Origin of the sequence: uncultured Amaricoccus sp. (assembly GCF_937891315.1) — a bacterium.
Classification (GTDB): domain Bacteria; phylum Pseudomonadota; class Alphaproteobacteria; order Rhodobacterales; family Rhodobacteraceae; genus Amaricoccus.
The window spans coordinates 1-14,087 of record NZ_CALAGI010000130.1; the positions used below are offsets into that span (position 1 = coordinate 1).

A 14,087-nucleotide genomic window follows, 5' to 3' on the forward strand; every position below is an offset into this window, starting at 1 on the left:
CTCCGGGCGCGCGGACCGCGGGCGCGCCACTGGCGCCCCCCAAGAGCGGTCCGCGGAAAAAATCTCGATCCGAACCAGTCAGGCGGATCTGGTATGACCGCCCGGAGGGTTGCCCGCGTCGGGTCAGGCGAGCATCGCCAGCGGATGCTCCAGATTGTCCTTCACCGCCTCCAGAAAGCTCGCGCCGAGCGCGCCGTCGATGACCCGGTGGTCGACCGAGAGCGTCACCGACATCATGGTCGCCACCTCGATCGCCCCGCCGGCGCCGACGATCGGCTCCGCGACGCCCGCGCCGACCGCGAGGATCGAGGCATGGGGCGGGTTGATCACCGCGTCGAAGCTCTCCACCCCCATCATTCCGAGGTTGGAGATCGCGAAGCCGCCACCCTGATATTCATGCGGCGCGAGCTTGCGCGCCTTGGCGCGGGCGGCGAGATCCTTCATCTCGGCGGAGAGCGTCGAGAGCGACTTCCTGTCGGCGTCGCGCAGCACCGGCGTGAACAGCCCGCCCTCGATCGCGACCGCGACGGCGACGTCGGACGCCTTGAGGCGCAGCACGCGGTCGCCGGCCCAGACCGCGTTGCAGTCCGGTACCCGCTGGAGCGCGAGGGCGCAGGCCTTGATCACGAAGTCATTGACCGAGAGCTTCACACCCCGGCCTTCGAGTTCCCTGTTGAGCTGGGAGCGGAAGGCGAGCAGCGGATCGAGGCGGATCCGGCGGCGCAGGTAGAAATGCGGGATGGTCTGCTTGGCTTCGGTCAGACGCGCGGCGATGATCTTGCGCATGCCGTCGAGCTTGATTTCCTCATAGTCGCGGTCGGCGTAGATCAGCCGGATCGCATCGAGGGCCGGTCCGGCCGGCGCCGCCGCCGGGGCGGGAGGCTCGGGCGCGGCGATCGCCTCCTTCGGCGCGGCGGAGGGGGTGGGCGCGGCTTCCGCCGCCTCGACATCCGCCTTCACGATCCGTCCGTTCGGGCCGGATCCCCTGATCGCCGTCAGGTCCAGACCCTTTTCCGCCGCGATGCGCCGGGCGAGGGGCGAGGCGAAGACGCGCGCCCCCTCGGCCGCAGGGGCGGGGGCCGATACCGGGACCGCGGGCGCGGCCTCCGGCGCGGTGGGTTCAGGCGCGGCCTTCGGCGCGGCGGGTTCAGGCGCGGCCTTCGGCGCGGTGGCCGGGGCCTTCTCCGCGACCGGAGCGCCGAGCGCTTCCGCGCCTTCGCCCTCCTCGAGCAGGATGGCGATCAGGTCATTGACCTTCACGCCCTCGGTGCCGTCGGGGACGATGATCTTGCCGACCACGCCATCGTCGACCGCCTCGAATTCCATCGTCGCCTTGTCGGTCTCGATCTCGGCGAGGACCGCGCCGGATTTCACCGCGTCCCCCTCCTTGACCAGCCACCTGGCCAGCGTGCCTTCCTCCATCGTCGGGGAAAGCGCCGGCATCAGGATATTGATTGCCATGGCTTTTCCTAACGATAGAGGACGGACTTGCAGGCCGCGATGACCTCGGGAACCGTGACGAGGGCGAGCTTTTCAAGATTGGCCGCATAGGGCATCGGCACGTCCTTGCCCGTGCAGTTGACCACCGGCGCGTCGAGATAGTCGAAGGCCTCGCGCATCAGCACCGAAGAGAGATAGCTTCCGATCGAGCAGACCGGGAAGCCTTCCTCGACCGTGACGCAGCGGTTGGTCTTCTTCACCGAATTGACCACCGTCTCGGTATCCATCGGCCGCAGCGAGCGCAGGTCGATCACCTCGGCGAATATGCCCTCCTTCGCCAGCTCGTCGGCCGCCTTCAGCGCATGGCTCATGCCGATGCCGAAACTGACGATCGTCAGGTCGCCGCCGTCGCGCGCGACCCGCGCCTTGCCGATCGGCACGGTGAAATCGGCCATGTCCGGCACCTCGAAGGCGCGGCCATAGAGGATTTCATTTTCCAGGAAGACGACCGGATTTGGGTCGCGGATCGCGGATTTCAGCAGGCCCTTGGCATCGGCGGCGGTATAGGGCTGGACGACCTTCAGGCCCGGAATCTGGGCATAGAGCGCTGCGAAATCATGGCTGTGCTGCGCCCCGACCCGGGCGGCGGCGCCGTTCGGGCCGCGAAAGACGATCGGGCATCCCATCTGGCCGCCGGACATGTAGAGCGTCTTCGCGGCCGAATTGATGATCTGGTCGAGCGCCTGCAGCGCGAAGTTGAAGGTCATGAATTCGACGATCGGCCGCAGTCCGGCGAAGGCGGCGCCGACGGCGATGCCGGTGAAGCCGTGCTCGGTGATCGGCGTGTCGATGACGCGCTTCGGCCCGAATTCGTCGAGCAGGCCCTGGCTGATCTTGTAGGCGCCCTGATACTCGCCGACCTCCTCGCCCATCAGGAACACGTCGCCGTTGGCGCGCATTTCCTCGGCCATGGCGTCGCGCAGCGCCTCGCGTATGGTCTGGGTCTTGAACCGCGTGCCCTCCGGAACCTCCGGCGCCGCTTCGGCGCGCGCGGTCGCCGGCTGGCCCGCCGGGGCGGGCGCGGGTGCCTGCTTCGGCTCCGCCACCCTCCTGGCCGCGGGTTCGGCCGCCTTGGCCGGCGCGGCGGCGGAGGCATCCTCGCCGTCCTGGATCAGCACGGCGATCGGCGTGTTCACCTTTATCCCCTCGGTGCCTTCGGGGATCAGGAGCCGGCCGACGGTGCCCTCGTCGACCGCCTCGAATTCCATCGTCGCCTTGTCGGTCTCGATCTCGGCGATGATCTGCCCCGAGGAGACCGCGTCGCCCTCCTTGACCAGCCACCTGGTCAGCGTGCCCTCTTCCATGGTCGGCGAGAGCGCGGGCATCAGAATCTGGGTTGCCATGTTCCTCGTCCCCTCAGGCGTATATGTCGGTCCAGAGTTCGGACTCGGGCGGCGCGGGGCTGTCCTGCGCGAACCGGGCGGCTTCGTTGATCGTCGCCTTGATCGCCCGATCCACCGCCTTCAGGTCATCCTCGGTGGCGAGACCGCCGGCCAGCAGCAGGTCGCGGACGTGATCGATCGGGTCGCGCTCGTCCCGCATCTTCTGCACCTCCTCGCGGGTGCGGTACTTGGCGGGGTCGGACATCGAATGGCCGCGATAGCGGTAGGTGTTCATCTCGAGGATATAGGGCCCCTCGCCGGCGCGGCAGTGGGCGACGGCCTTCCTGCCGGCCTCGATCACCGCGAGCACATCCATGCCGTCCACCGCCTCGCCCGGGATGTCGAAGGCCTGGCCGCGGGTATAGAGCGCCGGGGTCGAGGAGGCGCGCTTGAGCGATGTGCCCATGGCGTACTGGTTATTCTCGATCACGAAGACACAGGGCAGCTTCCAGAGGCTCGCCATGTTGAAGGTCTCGTAGATCTGGCCCTGGTTCGCCGCGCCGTCGCCGAAATAGGCGAAGGCGACATTGTCGTTGCCGCGGTACCAGTTGGCGAAGGCGAGGCCGGCGCCGATCGGCACCTGCGCGCCGACGATGCCATGGCCGCCGTAGAAGTTCTTCTCGGTCGAGAACATGTGCATCGAGCCGCCCTTGCCGCGGGAATATCCCCCCGCGCGGCCGGTCAGCTCGGCCATGACGCCCTTCGGGTCCATGCCGCAGGCGAGCATGTGGCCGTGGTCGCGGTAGGAGGTGACCCGCTGGTCGCCTTGCTTCGCGGCGGCCTCCAGCCCGACCACCACCGCCTCCTGGCCGATGTAGAGATGGCAGAAGCCGCCGATCAGCCCCATGCCATAGAGCTGTCCGGCCTTTTCCTCGAACCGCCGGATGAGCAGCATGTCATGGTAATACTGGAGAAGCTCGTCCTTCGACGCATTCGGCTTCGTCGCGCGCCGCGTTGTCGCCATCTGGATTTCCCCCCGGTTCTCGTTTTGATTTAACGTTGAACCATTTTATTATAGTGGCCGCCGCCGGCGGATGAAAGTCCGAAAGCCGCGATGCCGCGCGCCGGGGTCGGATCAGCGGATGATGATCTCGTCCGCGCGACCGAGGCCGAGGATCCGCCGCCCCTGTTCTTCGAGAAGGTCGGGATCGATATGTCCGCTCGACAACCGTTCCGTCTTGCCGGCGAGCGCCGCGCGCTGTTCCCGCAGAGTTTCCAGTTCCTGCCCGAGCCGGGTCTCCTGCGCCTCGACCTGGAACAGGCGGAAGAGGCCGTATTCGCCCTGCAACGCCGCGAAGGCGAGATAGCCGATCAGCGCGATGGCCATGATGGCGAAGATCACACCGCCGAAGCCGCCCCGTCTTTGTTCCATTTCCGGATACATTACAAACCGTTGGCCCGCGTTATTCGACGCGGCCACCATGCCAGATATCGGAGCGGAAGGGAATCCGAAACTTCGGACCCCTTTTCGCCGTCCGCGCGGCGCGTCGCGCCGTCGGAATCAGGGTCAGTCGCGACCCTTGTAGATCTCGATCAGGCGGTCGAGCATGCGGATCGCATCCTCGCGCGAGCGCTGGAAGGTGTTGCGGCCGATGATCGAGCCGTTGCCGCCGCCGTCGCGGATCGCGCGGGCGTCGTCATAGACCGAATCCTCGCCCTTGGCCGCGCCGCCGGAGAAGACGACGATGCGCCGGCCGGCGAAGGCCGCCTGCATGCAGTGCCGAACCCGCGCGGCGCCGCTCGAAATGTCGATGCCGTGCTTTTCGTAGACCTTCTTGGCCTCGCCCTGCTCCAGATGGTCGGTCGAGAGCTTGATCTTGATGATATGTGCGCCGAGCAGGGCGGCGATCTGCGCGGCGTAGGCGCCGACGTCGATCGCCGTCTCGCCGGCCTTGGAGAGATCCTCGCCGCGCGGATAGGACCAGAGCACGGTCGGAATGCCCTTGGCCGCCGCTTCCTCGCGCATCGCCGAGATCTCCTCGAACATGTCGAGCCCGACGGAGGAGCCGGGATAGATCGTGAAGCCGATCGCCGCGCAGCCGAGCCGCAGCGCGTCGTCCACCGAGCCGGTGATCGCCTGGCTGAACGGCGCCGAGCCGGGGACCAGCGAATTCGAGGAATTGACCTTGAGGATGGTCGGGATCTGGCCGGCGAAGGTATCGGCCCCGGCCTCGATCATGCCGAGCGGCGCCGCGTAGGCATTGAGGCCCGCGTCGATCGCCAGCTGGTAGTGGTAATGCGGATCATAGGCGGCGGGGTTCGGTGCGAAGCTGCGCGCCGGCCCGTGTTCGAAGCCCTGGTCGACCGGCAGGATGATCATCTTGCCCGTGCCCCCGAGGCGCCCGTTCATCAGCATCCGGCAGAGGTTTCCTTTGACGCCGGGATTGTCCGACTCATAGTAGCTCAGGATCTTCTGGACGGTTCGGGTGGACTTCATTGATCTTACCTCTGCGATTGAAACTCGTGAAAACCTAGGCCTGATCGAGCGCCGCGACACCCGGCAGCGTCTTGCCCTCCAGCCATTCCAGAAACGCGCCGCCGGCGGTCGAGACATAGCTGAAGTCCGCGGCCGAGCCGCTGGCATTCAGCGCCGCGACCGTGTCGCCGCCGCCGGCGACCGACAGCAGCCGGCCGGCGCGGGTGAGGCTCGCCGCCTGGCGCGCCGCCGCGTCGGTCGCGGTGTTGAAGGGCGGGATCTCGAAGGCGCCGAGCGGCCCGTTCCAGACGAGGGTCCGCGCCGCGCTGAACACCGCCGCGATGCGGGCGATCGAGGCCGGGCCGGCGTCGAGGATCATCCTGTCGGGCGGGCAGGCACTGGCGGCGACGATCTCGTTCGGGCTGCCCGCCTTGAACTCGGCCGCCACCACCACGTCGACCGGCAGCACCAGGGTGCAATTCGCACCCTCGGCCTTGGTCATGATCGCGCGCGCGGTATCGGCCATCTCATGCTCGCAGAGCGATTTGCCGACGTCGATGCCCTGCGCGGCGAGGAAGGTATTGGCCATGCCGCCGCCGATGACGATGCTGTCGACCTTGCCGATCAGGTTGCCGAGGAGTTCGAGCTTGGTCGAGACCTTGGCGCCGCCGACCACCGCGACCACCGGGCGCGCCGGGTCGGTCAGCGCCTTTTCCAGCGCGCTGAGCTCGGCCTGCATCAGTCGGCCGGCGCAGGCGGGCAGCAACCGCGCCAGCGCCTCGGTCGAGGCATGGGCCCGGTGCGCGGCGGAGAAGGCGTCGTTGCAATAGACACCGCCGAGCGCCGCCAGATCGGCGGCGAATTCGGGATCGTTCTTCTCCTCGCCCTTGTGAAAGCGGGTGTTCTCCAGCAGGAGAACGCCGCCCGCCGGCAGGGCCGCGATCGCCTCGGCGGCCACCGGCCCGACGCAATCCTCGGCGAAGGCCACCGGCTGGCCGAGCGCCGCCTCGAGCGCCGGCAGCGCCACGCGCAGGCTCATCCCGGGCACGACCTTGCCCTTCGGCCGGTCGAAATGCGCGAGCAGGACCGGCTTGCCGCCCTTGGCGAGGATATCCTTGACGGTCGGGACGATGCGCTCGATCCGGGTGGCGTCCGTCACCGCGCCATTCTCGACCGGCACGTTGATATCGACCCTGGTCAGGACGACCTTGCCGCCAAGGTCGAGGTCGTCGAGCGATTTCCAGGCCATCGTTCCTCCGGATTGCAGCGGTGGCGGGGGCGGGCCCGCCCTAGAGCAGTGCCTCGACCTTCTCGGCCACCGCTTCGGCGGTGATGCCGAACCTGGCATAGAGCTCGTCGATCGGGCCGGATGCGCCGAAGCCGCGCATCCCGACGAAGCCCGCCTTCTTCCCGGCGCCGCGCTCGCCGCAGAGCCAGCGCTCCCAGCCGAATTCGAGCGCGGCCTCGACCGCGACCCGGACCGGGCCGGCGGGCAGCACCTTGCGGCGATAGGCCTCGTCCTGCGCCGCGAACAGCTCCCAGCAGGGCATGGAGACGACGCGGGTGCCGATGCCCTTCGCTTCGAGCGCCGCGCGGGCCGCCATGGCGATCTCGACCTCGGAGCCGGTGGCGAGCAGGATCGCCCGGCGCCGTCCGGTCGCCTCGGCCAGCACATAGGCGCCCCTGGCGCTCAGGTTCTGGTTGGTGTGCCTGGTCCGCAGCACCGGCAGGTTCTGCCGGGTCAGGGCGAGGACCGAGGGCGTGGTCATACTGCCGAGCGCGATTTCCCAGGCCTCGGCGGTCTCGACGGTATCGGCCGGGCGGAAGACGAACATGTTCGGCAGCGCGCGCAGATTGGCGAGATGCTCGACCGGCTGATGCGTCGGCCCGTCCTCGCCGAGGCCGATGCTGTCATGGGTCAGCACATAGACCACCCGCGCGCCCATCAGCGCCGAGAGCCGCATCGCGCCGCGGGCATAGTCGCTGAAGACGAGGAAGGTGCCGCCATAGGGGATCGCGCCACCATGGGCGGCGATGCCGTTCATCGCGGCGGCCATGCCATGTTCGCGGATGCCGTAGTGGATATAGCGCCCGCCGCGGTTCTCCGGGTCAAAGACGCCGAGGTCCTTGGTCAGGGTGTTGTTGGAGCCGGTGAGATCGGCGGAGCCGCCGAGCGTCTCCGGCACCACCGCGTTCACCACCTCGAGCACCATCTCGGAGGATTTCCGGGTGGCGACGGCCTTGCCGCCGGAGCTCTGCGCCTTCTTGAAGGCGGCGATCGCCTTGCCGAAGCGGGCGGGCAGGGCGCCCGACTGTACCCGCTCGAACTCGGCGCGCCTGGTGTTGGAGAGCGCGCCGAGGCGGCCCTCCCAGGCGGCGCGGCTCGTGGCGCCCCTGGCGCCGGTGGCCTGCCATGAGGCACGGATGTCGTCGGGGATCTCGAAGGGCGCCGAGGTCCAGCCGTAGATCTCGCGCACCCGGGCGATTTCCTCGGGGCCGAGCGGCGAGCCATGCGCGGCCTTGGTATCCTGCTTGGTCGGGGCGCCGAAGCCGATATGGGTCCTGCACGCGATCATCGCGGGCAGTGTACTCGCCTTCGCTTCGGTCAGCGCGCGGTCGATATCCTCGGGGTCGTGCCCGTCGCAGGCGTGGACCGACCAGCCGGCGGCGGCGAATCGCGCCATCTGGTCGGTGATGTCGGACAGGATCACCTTGCCGTCGATCGAGATGCCGTTGTCGTCCCACATGACGATCAGCCGGCTCAGCTTCTGTTTGCCGGCGAGCGCGATCGCCTCGTGGCTGATGCCTTCCATCAGGCAGCCGTCGCCGGCGATCACGTATGTATGATGGTCGACGACGCGGCGGCCGAAACGGGCGGCGAGGCTCTCCTCGGCGATTGCCATGCCGACCGCGGTGGCGAGCCCCTGGCCGAGCGGGCCGGTCGTGGTCTCGATGCCGTTGCCCGGATGCCGCTCGGGGTGGCCTTCGGTCTTCGATCCGAGTTGCCGGAACCGCTTGATCTCCTCGATCGTCATCCCCGGATAGCCGGTCAGATAGAGCAGGCCGTAGAGCAGCATCGAGCCATGGCCGGCCGACAGCACGAAACGGTCGCGGTCGGGCCAGTCCGGCGCGGACGGATCGAATTTCAGATGCCGCTCGAAGAGGACGGTGGCGACGTCGGCCATGCCCATCGGCATGCCCGGATGACCGGAATTCGCCGCCTGGACCGCGTCCATGGCCAGAACCCGGAGCGCCGCGGCCTTCATCCAGTGCGTGGGATGCCGTTCACGGAGTTCGGAGATGTTCAACGGATCGAGCCTTCTTGTTCGCGCCCCGTAAAGGGGCTGGTTCGCGCCCCGTAGTAAAGGGGCTGGGCCGCGACTGGGCCTTGAATAGCAGCCAAGATGCGCCGGTCAAGGCGGTAACGGCCGCGCCGATGGCTAGAATTTGCCCGAAACCCGGCCGCGCGGGCCAGAGTCGGTTCGGACGCGGTCGCGACTGATTGCATTGTTCCAAAGCCCCGCCTAAAACCGGACGGACCCTTTCGAAAGCGCAGAGATGAGTGAGATCAGCCAGCTCGATGACCAGATCGCCGAGGCGTTCGGCCGACTTCGGTCCGCCCTCGCCGAGCGCGCGGCCGGCGCGAAAGCCGCGCTCGACGCCGCCAGCGCCGCGAATCCGGAGGAGCCGGAGCTTCGCGCGCGGATCGCCGAGCTCGAGGCGCTCAACGCCGAACTGGCCGAGGAACTGGAACAGTTGCGGGTGAAGCGCGACAAGGACGTCGCGGCGCTCGACGACCTGATCGCCCAGCTGAAGCCGCTGATCGAGGAGGTCTGAGATGCCGGATCTGATGCTGGAGATCGGCGGGCGCGTTTTCGAGGTCGCCTGCGAGCCGGGGCAGGAGCAGTCGCTGCACCGCGCCGCGCGGATGCTCGACGTCGAGGCGAACCGGGTGAACGACGCGGTCGGCCGCTCGACCGAGAAGCGGACCCTGTTGCTCGCCGGGCTGATGCTGGCCGACACGACCACCGCGCTCGAGGATCGGCTGGCCGCGACCGAGGACCGGCTGCGTCATGCCGAGGAGCGGGTGCGGATCGCCGAGGCGAAGTCCGCGATGCTGGCCGCGAACGCGCTGAAGATGGAAACCGAGGCGACGCATCGCATGTCCTCGACCGATATCGACCGGCTCCGCAAGGACCACGAGGCCGCCGTCTCCGCCCTGACCCGGGTGCTGTCCGAGGTGAACGCGGTCGCGGACGGCGTCTCGCAGGACGACTGAGGGTCCGTTCGAGAACGCCTTGGCCGTATCGGATTCCGAGCGCGCAGGCGCATGGGAGCAGCTTCCGGGCCTTTCATACCAACGGCCCGGACGGATGCTCTTCCTCAACGGCCGGACGCCAGTTTTGGCCCGTCCTCCGGGGTGCGACGGTGGAGGTGCCGGTCTCGCCGACGGTCGAGACCGGCGGCCCGTCCGTCACGCCCAACGCCCGGCTGGGGCTTGTGTCCGACCCCTGAGTGGAGGGTCAGCCGACGTGGCCGTTGGTATCCGCCCGCGATCTTCCGGGCGGATCGAAGCGACGGTTTCCCGCCCCGATCCGCCTGACCCGCGATCCGCCTGACCCCCGGCCTGCCTGACCGAACTCAGCCGTTGGCTTCGCGGATCTTGTCCGCCGCGGCCTTGTCGAAGGCGACGCCGCCGCGGGTGAAGAGCTCGTCGAGTTCGCCCGACAGCGTCATCTCGGTCACGATGTCGCAGCCGCCGACGAATTCGCCCTTCACATAGAGCTGGGGAATGGTCGGCCAGTCGGAATAGGTCTTGATCCCGTCGCGAAGCTCGGCATCGGCGAGGACGTTCACGTCCTTGTAGGCGACGCCCATGTAGTTGAGCACACCGGCCACGCGGCTGGAAAAGCCGCATTGCGGCATCTGCGCGGTGCCTTTCATGAACAATACGACGTCGTTCGCTTCGACTTCGGCCTTGATCGCCTCATGGGCGCGGGTGGTCGTGGTCATTTCTTACTCCGGTGCTTTGGTCGTCAGGGCAAGCGCGTGCAACTCGCCGTTCGATCCGTCCATCTTGCCCTTGAGCGCGGCATAGACCAGCTGGTGCTGCCTGACCCGGTTCAGACCGCGAAATTCCTCGGCCGTCACCGTCGCCGCGTAGTGATTGCCGTCCCCCGCGAGGTCGGTGATCTCGACCTCGGCCGACGGGAACGCCGCGCGGATCAGATGTTCGATATCGGCGGCTTCCATCGCCATCGGCCGGCTCTCCCTTCCGCGTCTTCCCCCGGAATTTAGGGCCGGGCGCCCGCCTTCGCAAGGGCGCTGGAACCATTCCAGAGTGTCGGTCGCGGCGGGCTCAGTCCCGGATGAAGTCGCCGAAGGAACGCGGGCCGTCGCCGGTCTCGATCTCGCCGATCACCTTCATCGCCAGCGGATCGACGCGGCTCATGGTATTGGAAAACCAGTTTGCGACATAGATCGCCTTGCCGTCCCTGGTCGCCTCGATTCCCTCGGGATAGTCGCCGACCTCGATGGTGCCGAGCGGTTCCAGGCTCTCGAGGTCGAAGACGGTCAGGTCGCTGCCATAGGAATTGGTCACGAACCCGCGGCCGGCGGCGAGGGCGACCTTGTAGGGGCGCTCGTCGGTCTTGACCGTGCCGATGACCTTGCGCGCGGCGATGTCGATCACGCTCACCTGGTTCGCATAGACGTCCGCCGTATAGGCGCGCTCGCCGCCCGCGTCGATGGTGACGCCGAACGGATGGGCGCCGGTCGGGATGACCGCCAGGCGCTTCAGCGTGCGCGCGTCGATCAGGCTCACCTGATCGCTGTCCCGGTCCGCGCTCAGGATCGTGGTACCATCGGGCGTGACGGCGACGCCTCCGGGGCTTTGTCCGACCTCGACCGTGCCGGTGATCGCGCCGGCTTCCAGCACGTTGATCCGCCCGGCGTACCAGTCGGCCACGTAGATCGCGCCGCTGACCGGATTGGCCGCGATGCCGAGCGGGCCGCCGCCGACCTCGATCGCTGTCGCGACGCCGGTCTCGGGGTCGATGGCGGTTACCGTGCCATTCTCCGGGCTGGTCACATAGACGAGGCCGGAGGGCGCCACCGCGACCCCGGCGGGCGCGCCGGGGATCGACCATTCGCGCAGCTTCTCGCCAGTGCCGAGATCGACCTCCCAGACGGAATTCGCCGACTGGTTGGTGAGAAACCCGACCTGCGCGGAGGCGGGTCCGAGGCTCGCGAAAAGCACCAGCGCGGCGCGCGAGAGGGCCACGCCGGGCATGACGTCAGTTCGTCTTCTCGATACTGGCCTTCAGCGCCGCGAGACCGTCCTTGTAGAGCTTGGTCACCGCGTCGATCGCCGCCTGGTCGTTGAGCTCCTTCGGCGGATCGTTGTTCGGGAAGCCGCGGTAGAAGGCGCCTTTCCAGTCCACGACGCTGCCGCCGGCTTCGCCGGGCAGGACCGAGAGCGTCGAGGAATAGTTGGTGACCGGCAGGACCTTCACATCGACGGACTCGATCCGGTATTTGTAGGACATCTTGGTCGCGTCGTATTTGTCGAGAATTTCGACGATCTTCGGACCATCGGCGGCGCCGAGGGTCAGTGTACGCTCGGAATTGATTTCGTTGCCATTGGTCGCCTCGGTCGCGAACACGCCGGTCAGCCAGGACATGTCGTTGAAATTGCCGATCCGGGCCCAGACGGTTTCCGGTGGCGCGGCGATGGCGATGGTTTCTGCCACCTTCTGGCGGACCGGACCGTGCGCCGAGGCGGTGAACGGCACGACGGCGATCGCCAGGGCGGCGACCGCGACAGACAAGGATTTCATGGTTCCTCCCACGCGGATTTTGCCGCATCGGCGGGATTTTGAACCCGACCGGGTTAGCTTTCAACCGCGGGCGTCTCGTACATTAGTCGCGGTAGGCCGCCCTCGAACGCGGCGCGCAGGTCGGCCAGCGGGATCGCCTCTTCGCCGAGCGTCACCGCCCCGCCGCCGACGCGGCCGACCACCTGCGCGGCCAGCCCCGCCTTGTCGGCGGCGATGAGCAGGGGGCCCGGCGCCGTGGTGGCGACGAGGTAGCGCGCCTGATCCTCGCCAAAGAACCAGCCGAGCGGTTCGTCCTCCGCCGCGTCGAGCCGCGCGCCGATATCCGCGGCGAGCGCCATTTCCGCCGCCGCGACCGCGAGGCCGCCGTCGCCGAGGTCATGCGCCGCCGTCAGCAGGCCCTCGCGATGCGCGGCGCGGACGAATTCGCCCGCGATCCGTTCGGCGGCGAGATCGACCGGCGGCGCGTCGCCCTCCTCGCGGCCGAACAGTTCGGCGAGCAGGATCGACTGCCCGAGATGCCCGGTCGTCTCGCCGAGCAGGACCAGCGTATCCCCCGCCGCCGGCGCCATCCGGATCACCTCGTCGAGCGAGGCGAGCAGGCCGACGGCGCCGATGGTCGGCGTGGGCAGGATCGCGGACCCGTCGGTCTCGTTGTAGAGGCTGACATTGCCGGAGACGATCGGCATGTCGAGCGCCGCCACGGCGGCGCCGATGCCTTTGATGCAGCCGACGAACTGGCCCATGATCTCGGGCTTCTCGGGGTTGCCGAAATTGAGGTTGTCGGTGGTGGCGAGCGGGCGGGCACCGGAGGCGCAGAGGTTGCGATAGGCCTCGGCCACCGCCTGCGCGCCGCCGCGTTCGGGGTTCGCCCGGCAGTAGCGCGGCGTCACGTCGGAGGTGAAGGCGATGGCCTTCTCCGTTCCGTGGATTCGCACGATCCCGGCGTCGGAGCCGGGGCGGACCACGGTATCGGCCATCACCATATGGTCGTACTGGCTCCAGACCCAGGCCCGGCTCGCGAGGTTCGGGCTCGCCATCAGGCGCGACAGCGCCTCGGCGGGCGCGATCCCGGGCAGGGGGCCGAGCGGCGCCGGCGCGGGCGAGGGGACCCACGGCCGGTCGTATTCCGGAGCGGATCCGGCGAGCGCCTTCAGAGGCAGGTCGGCCTTCGCCGCGCCGTCGAGCAGGACCAGGAAGCGGTCCTCCGGGATCGTCTCGCCGACGATGGCGAAATCGAGATCCCATTTGTCGAACACCGCCCGCGCCTCGGCCTCCTTCTCGGGGCGGAGCACCATCAGCATGCGCTCCTGGCTCTCGGACAGCATCATCTCGTAGGCGGTCATGTGGGTCTCGCGGACCGGCACGCGCTCGAGATCGAGCCGGATGCCGAGATCGCCCTTGTCGCCCATCTCGACCGCCGAACAGGTGAGACCGGCGGCGCCCATGTCCTGGATCGAGATCACGGCGCCGGTCGCCATCAGTTCGAGGCAGGCCTCCATCAGCCGCTTCTCGGTGAACGGGTCGCCGACCTGAACCGTGGGCCGCTTGTCCTCGATCGAGGCGTCGAACTCGGCCGAGGCCATGGTCGCGCCGCCGACGCCGTCGCGGCCGGTCTTGGCGCCGAGATAGACCACCGGCATGCCGACGCCGCTGGCGGCCGAATAGAAGATGGAATCGGCCTCGGCGAGGCCGGCGGCGAAGGCATTGACCAGGCAATTGCCGTTGTAGGCGGCGTGAAACCGCAGCTCGCCGCCGATGGTCGGCACGCCGAAGGCGTTGCCATAGCCGCCGATGCCGGCCACCACGCCGGAGACGAGCGCGCGGGTGCGCGGATGGTCGGGGCTGCCGAAGCTCAGCGCGTTCATCGCCGCGATCGGGCGGGCGCCCATGGTGAAGACGTCGCGCAGGATGCCGCCGACCCCGGTCGCCGCGCCCTGATAGGGCTCGATG

At 68.4% G+C, this 14,087-nt stretch carries 14 protein-coding genes; 2 read left to right on the plus strand and 12 right to left on the minus strand.

Translation table 11 applies throughout. The features are described 5' to 3' along the window. Positions 1-123: 123 nt before the first annotated feature. From Q0480_RS12135 to tkt, 7 genes are all read right to left on the minus strand, one after another. Complete coding sequence (locus Q0480_RS12135; RefSeq protein ID WP_299133279.1) at positions 124-1,461, minus strand: pyruvate dehydrogenase complex dihydrolipoamide acetyltransferase; 1,338 nt, start codon at positions 1,459-1,461, stop codon at positions 124-126. An 8-nt stretch (positions 1,462-1,469) separates the two neighbouring features. After that, complete coding sequence (locus tag Q0480_RS12140; RefSeq protein WP_299133281.1) at positions 1,470-2,843, minus strand: pyruvate dehydrogenase complex E1 component subunit beta; 1,374 nt, start codon at positions 2,841-2,843, stop codon at positions 1,470-1,472. A 13-nt stretch (positions 2,844-2,856) separates the two neighbouring features. Next, positions 2,857-3,846, minus strand: a complete 990-nt coding sequence (gene pdhA / locus Q0480_RS12145) for a pyruvate dehydrogenase (acetyl-transferring) E1 component subunit alpha (protein ID WP_299133284.1) — start codon at positions 3,844-3,846, stop codon at positions 2,857-2,859. A gap of 111 nt (positions 3,847-3,957) precedes the next feature. Next, entirely contained in the window at positions 3,958-4,254 is a 297-nt protein-coding gene (locus tag Q0480_RS12150; RefSeq protein WP_299133285.1) for a septum formation initiator family protein, read from the minus strand. A 135-nt stretch (positions 4,255-4,389) separates the two neighbouring features. After that, positions 4,390-5,319 (minus strand): class I fructose-bisphosphate aldolase, encoded by a 930-nt coding sequence (locus Q0480_RS12155; RefSeq protein ID WP_299133287.1) that lies wholly within the window; start codon positions 5,317-5,319, stop codon positions 4,390-4,392. 34 nt (positions 5,320-5,353) lie between these two features. Next, positions 5,354-6,547 carry a phosphoglycerate kinase gene (locus Q0480_RS12160; RefSeq protein WP_299133289.1) on the minus strand — a complete coding sequence of 398 codons (1,194 nt, stop codon included), beginning with the start codon at positions 6,545-6,547 and terminating at the stop codon, positions 5,354-5,356. A gap of 40 nt (positions 6,548-6,587) precedes the next feature. Next, positions 6,588-8,606 carry a transketolase gene (gene tkt, locus Q0480_RS12165; protein ID WP_299133292.1) on the minus strand — a complete coding sequence of 673 codons (2,019 nt, stop codon included), beginning with the start codon at positions 8,604-8,606 and terminating at the stop codon, positions 6,588-6,590. 250 nt (positions 8,607-8,856) lie between these two features. Here tkt and Q0480_RS12170 point away from each other — a divergent pair, with 250 nt between their 5' ends. Both Q0480_RS12170 and Q0480_RS12175 read left to right on the plus strand, forming a co-directional pair. Beyond that, positions 8,857-9,135: a hypothetical protein gene (locus Q0480_RS12170; protein WP_299133294.1), complete on the plus strand. Its 279-nt coding sequence runs from the start codon at positions 8,857-8,859 to the stop codon at positions 9,133-9,135. A gap of 1 nt (position 9,136) precedes the next feature. Further along, positions 9,137-9,577: a cell division protein ZapA gene (locus Q0480_RS12175; RefSeq protein ID WP_299133296.1), complete on the plus strand. Its 441-nt coding sequence runs from the start codon at positions 9,137-9,139 to the stop codon at positions 9,575-9,577. Positions 9,578-9,939: 362 nt separating this feature from the next. Here Q0480_RS12175 and grxD read toward each other — a convergent pair whose 3' ends face one another. The 5 genes from grxD to purL all read right to left on the minus strand — a co-directional run. After that, positions 9,940-10,311 carry a Grx4 family monothiol glutaredoxin gene (gene grxD, locus Q0480_RS12180; protein WP_299133298.1) on the minus strand — a complete coding sequence of 124 codons (372 nt, stop codon included), beginning with the start codon at positions 10,309-10,311 and terminating at the stop codon, positions 9,940-9,942. Positions 10,312-10,314: 3 nt separating this feature from the next. Beyond that, entirely contained in the window at positions 10,315-10,557 is a 243-nt protein-coding gene (locus Q0480_RS12185; RefSeq protein ID WP_299133300.1) for a BolA/IbaG family iron-sulfur metabolism protein, read from the minus strand. 100 nt (positions 10,558-10,657) lie between these two features. Further along, positions 10,658-11,590 carry a PQQ-binding-like beta-propeller repeat protein gene (locus Q0480_RS12190; RefSeq protein WP_299133302.1) on the minus strand — a complete coding sequence of 311 codons (933 nt, stop codon included), beginning with the start codon at positions 11,588-11,590 and terminating at the stop codon, positions 10,658-10,660. Positions 11,591-11,594: 4 nt separating this feature from the next. Continuing rightward, positions 11,595-12,137 carry an SRPBCC family protein gene (locus Q0480_RS12195; protein ID WP_299133304.1) on the minus strand — a complete coding sequence of 181 codons (543 nt, stop codon included), beginning with the start codon at positions 12,135-12,137 and terminating at the stop codon, positions 11,595-11,597. 53 nt (positions 12,138-12,190) lie between these two features. Then, positions 12,191-14,087: phosphoribosylformylglycinamidine synthase subunit PurL (gene purL / locus Q0480_RS12200; protein ID WP_299133306.1), on the minus strand; the 1,897-nt coding region annotated here is incomplete at its 5' end.

Bases quoted from the DNA above. Each gene is read 5' to 3' on its own strand.
- pdhA (WP_299133284.1), bottom strand. From the start codon at position 3,846: ATGGCGACAACGCGGCGCGCGACGAAGCCGAATGCGTCGAAGGACGAG.
- Q0480_RS12190 (WP_299133302.1), bottom strand. From the start codon at position 11,590: ATGCCCGGCGTGGCCCTCTCGCGCGCCGCGCTGGTGCTTTTCGCGAGC.
- Q0480_RS12185 (WP_299133300.1), bottom strand. From the start codon at position 10,557: ATGGCGATGGAAGCCGCCGATATCGAACATCTGATCCGCGCGGCGTTC.
- Q0480_RS12170 (WP_299133294.1), top strand. From the start codon at position 8,857: ATGAGTGAGATCAGCCAGCTCGATGACCAGATCGCCGAGGCGTTCGGC.
- Q0480_RS12195 (WP_299133304.1), bottom strand. From the start codon at position 12,137: ATGAAATCCTTGTCTGTCGCGGTCGCCGCCCTGGCGATCGCCGTCGTG.
- Q0480_RS12150 (WP_299133285.1), bottom strand. From the start codon at position 4,254: ATGGAACAAAGACGGGGCGGCTTCGGCGGTGTGATCTTCGCCATCATG.
- Q0480_RS12155 (WP_299133287.1), bottom strand. From the start codon at position 5,319: ATGAAGTCCACCCGAACCGTCCAGAAGATCCTGAGCTACTATGAGTCG.
- Q0480_RS12175 (WP_299133296.1), top strand. From the start codon at position 9,137: ATGCCGGATCTGATGCTGGAGATCGGCGGGCGCGTTTTCGAGGTCGCC.
- Q0480_RS12140 (WP_299133281.1), bottom strand. From the start codon at position 2,843: ATGGCAACCCAGATTCTGATGCCCGCGCTCTCGCCGACCATGGAAGAG.
- grxD (WP_299133298.1), bottom strand. From the start codon at position 10,311: ATGACCACGACCACCCGCGCCCATGAGGCGATCAAGGCCGAAGTCGAA.
- Q0480_RS12135 (WP_299133279.1), bottom strand. From the start codon at position 1,461: ATGGCAATCAATATCCTGATGCCGGCGCTTTCCCCGACGATGGAGGAA.
- Q0480_RS12160 (WP_299133289.1), bottom strand. From the start codon at position 6,547: ATGGCCTGGAAATCGCTCGACGACCTCGACCTTGGCGGCAAGGTCGTC.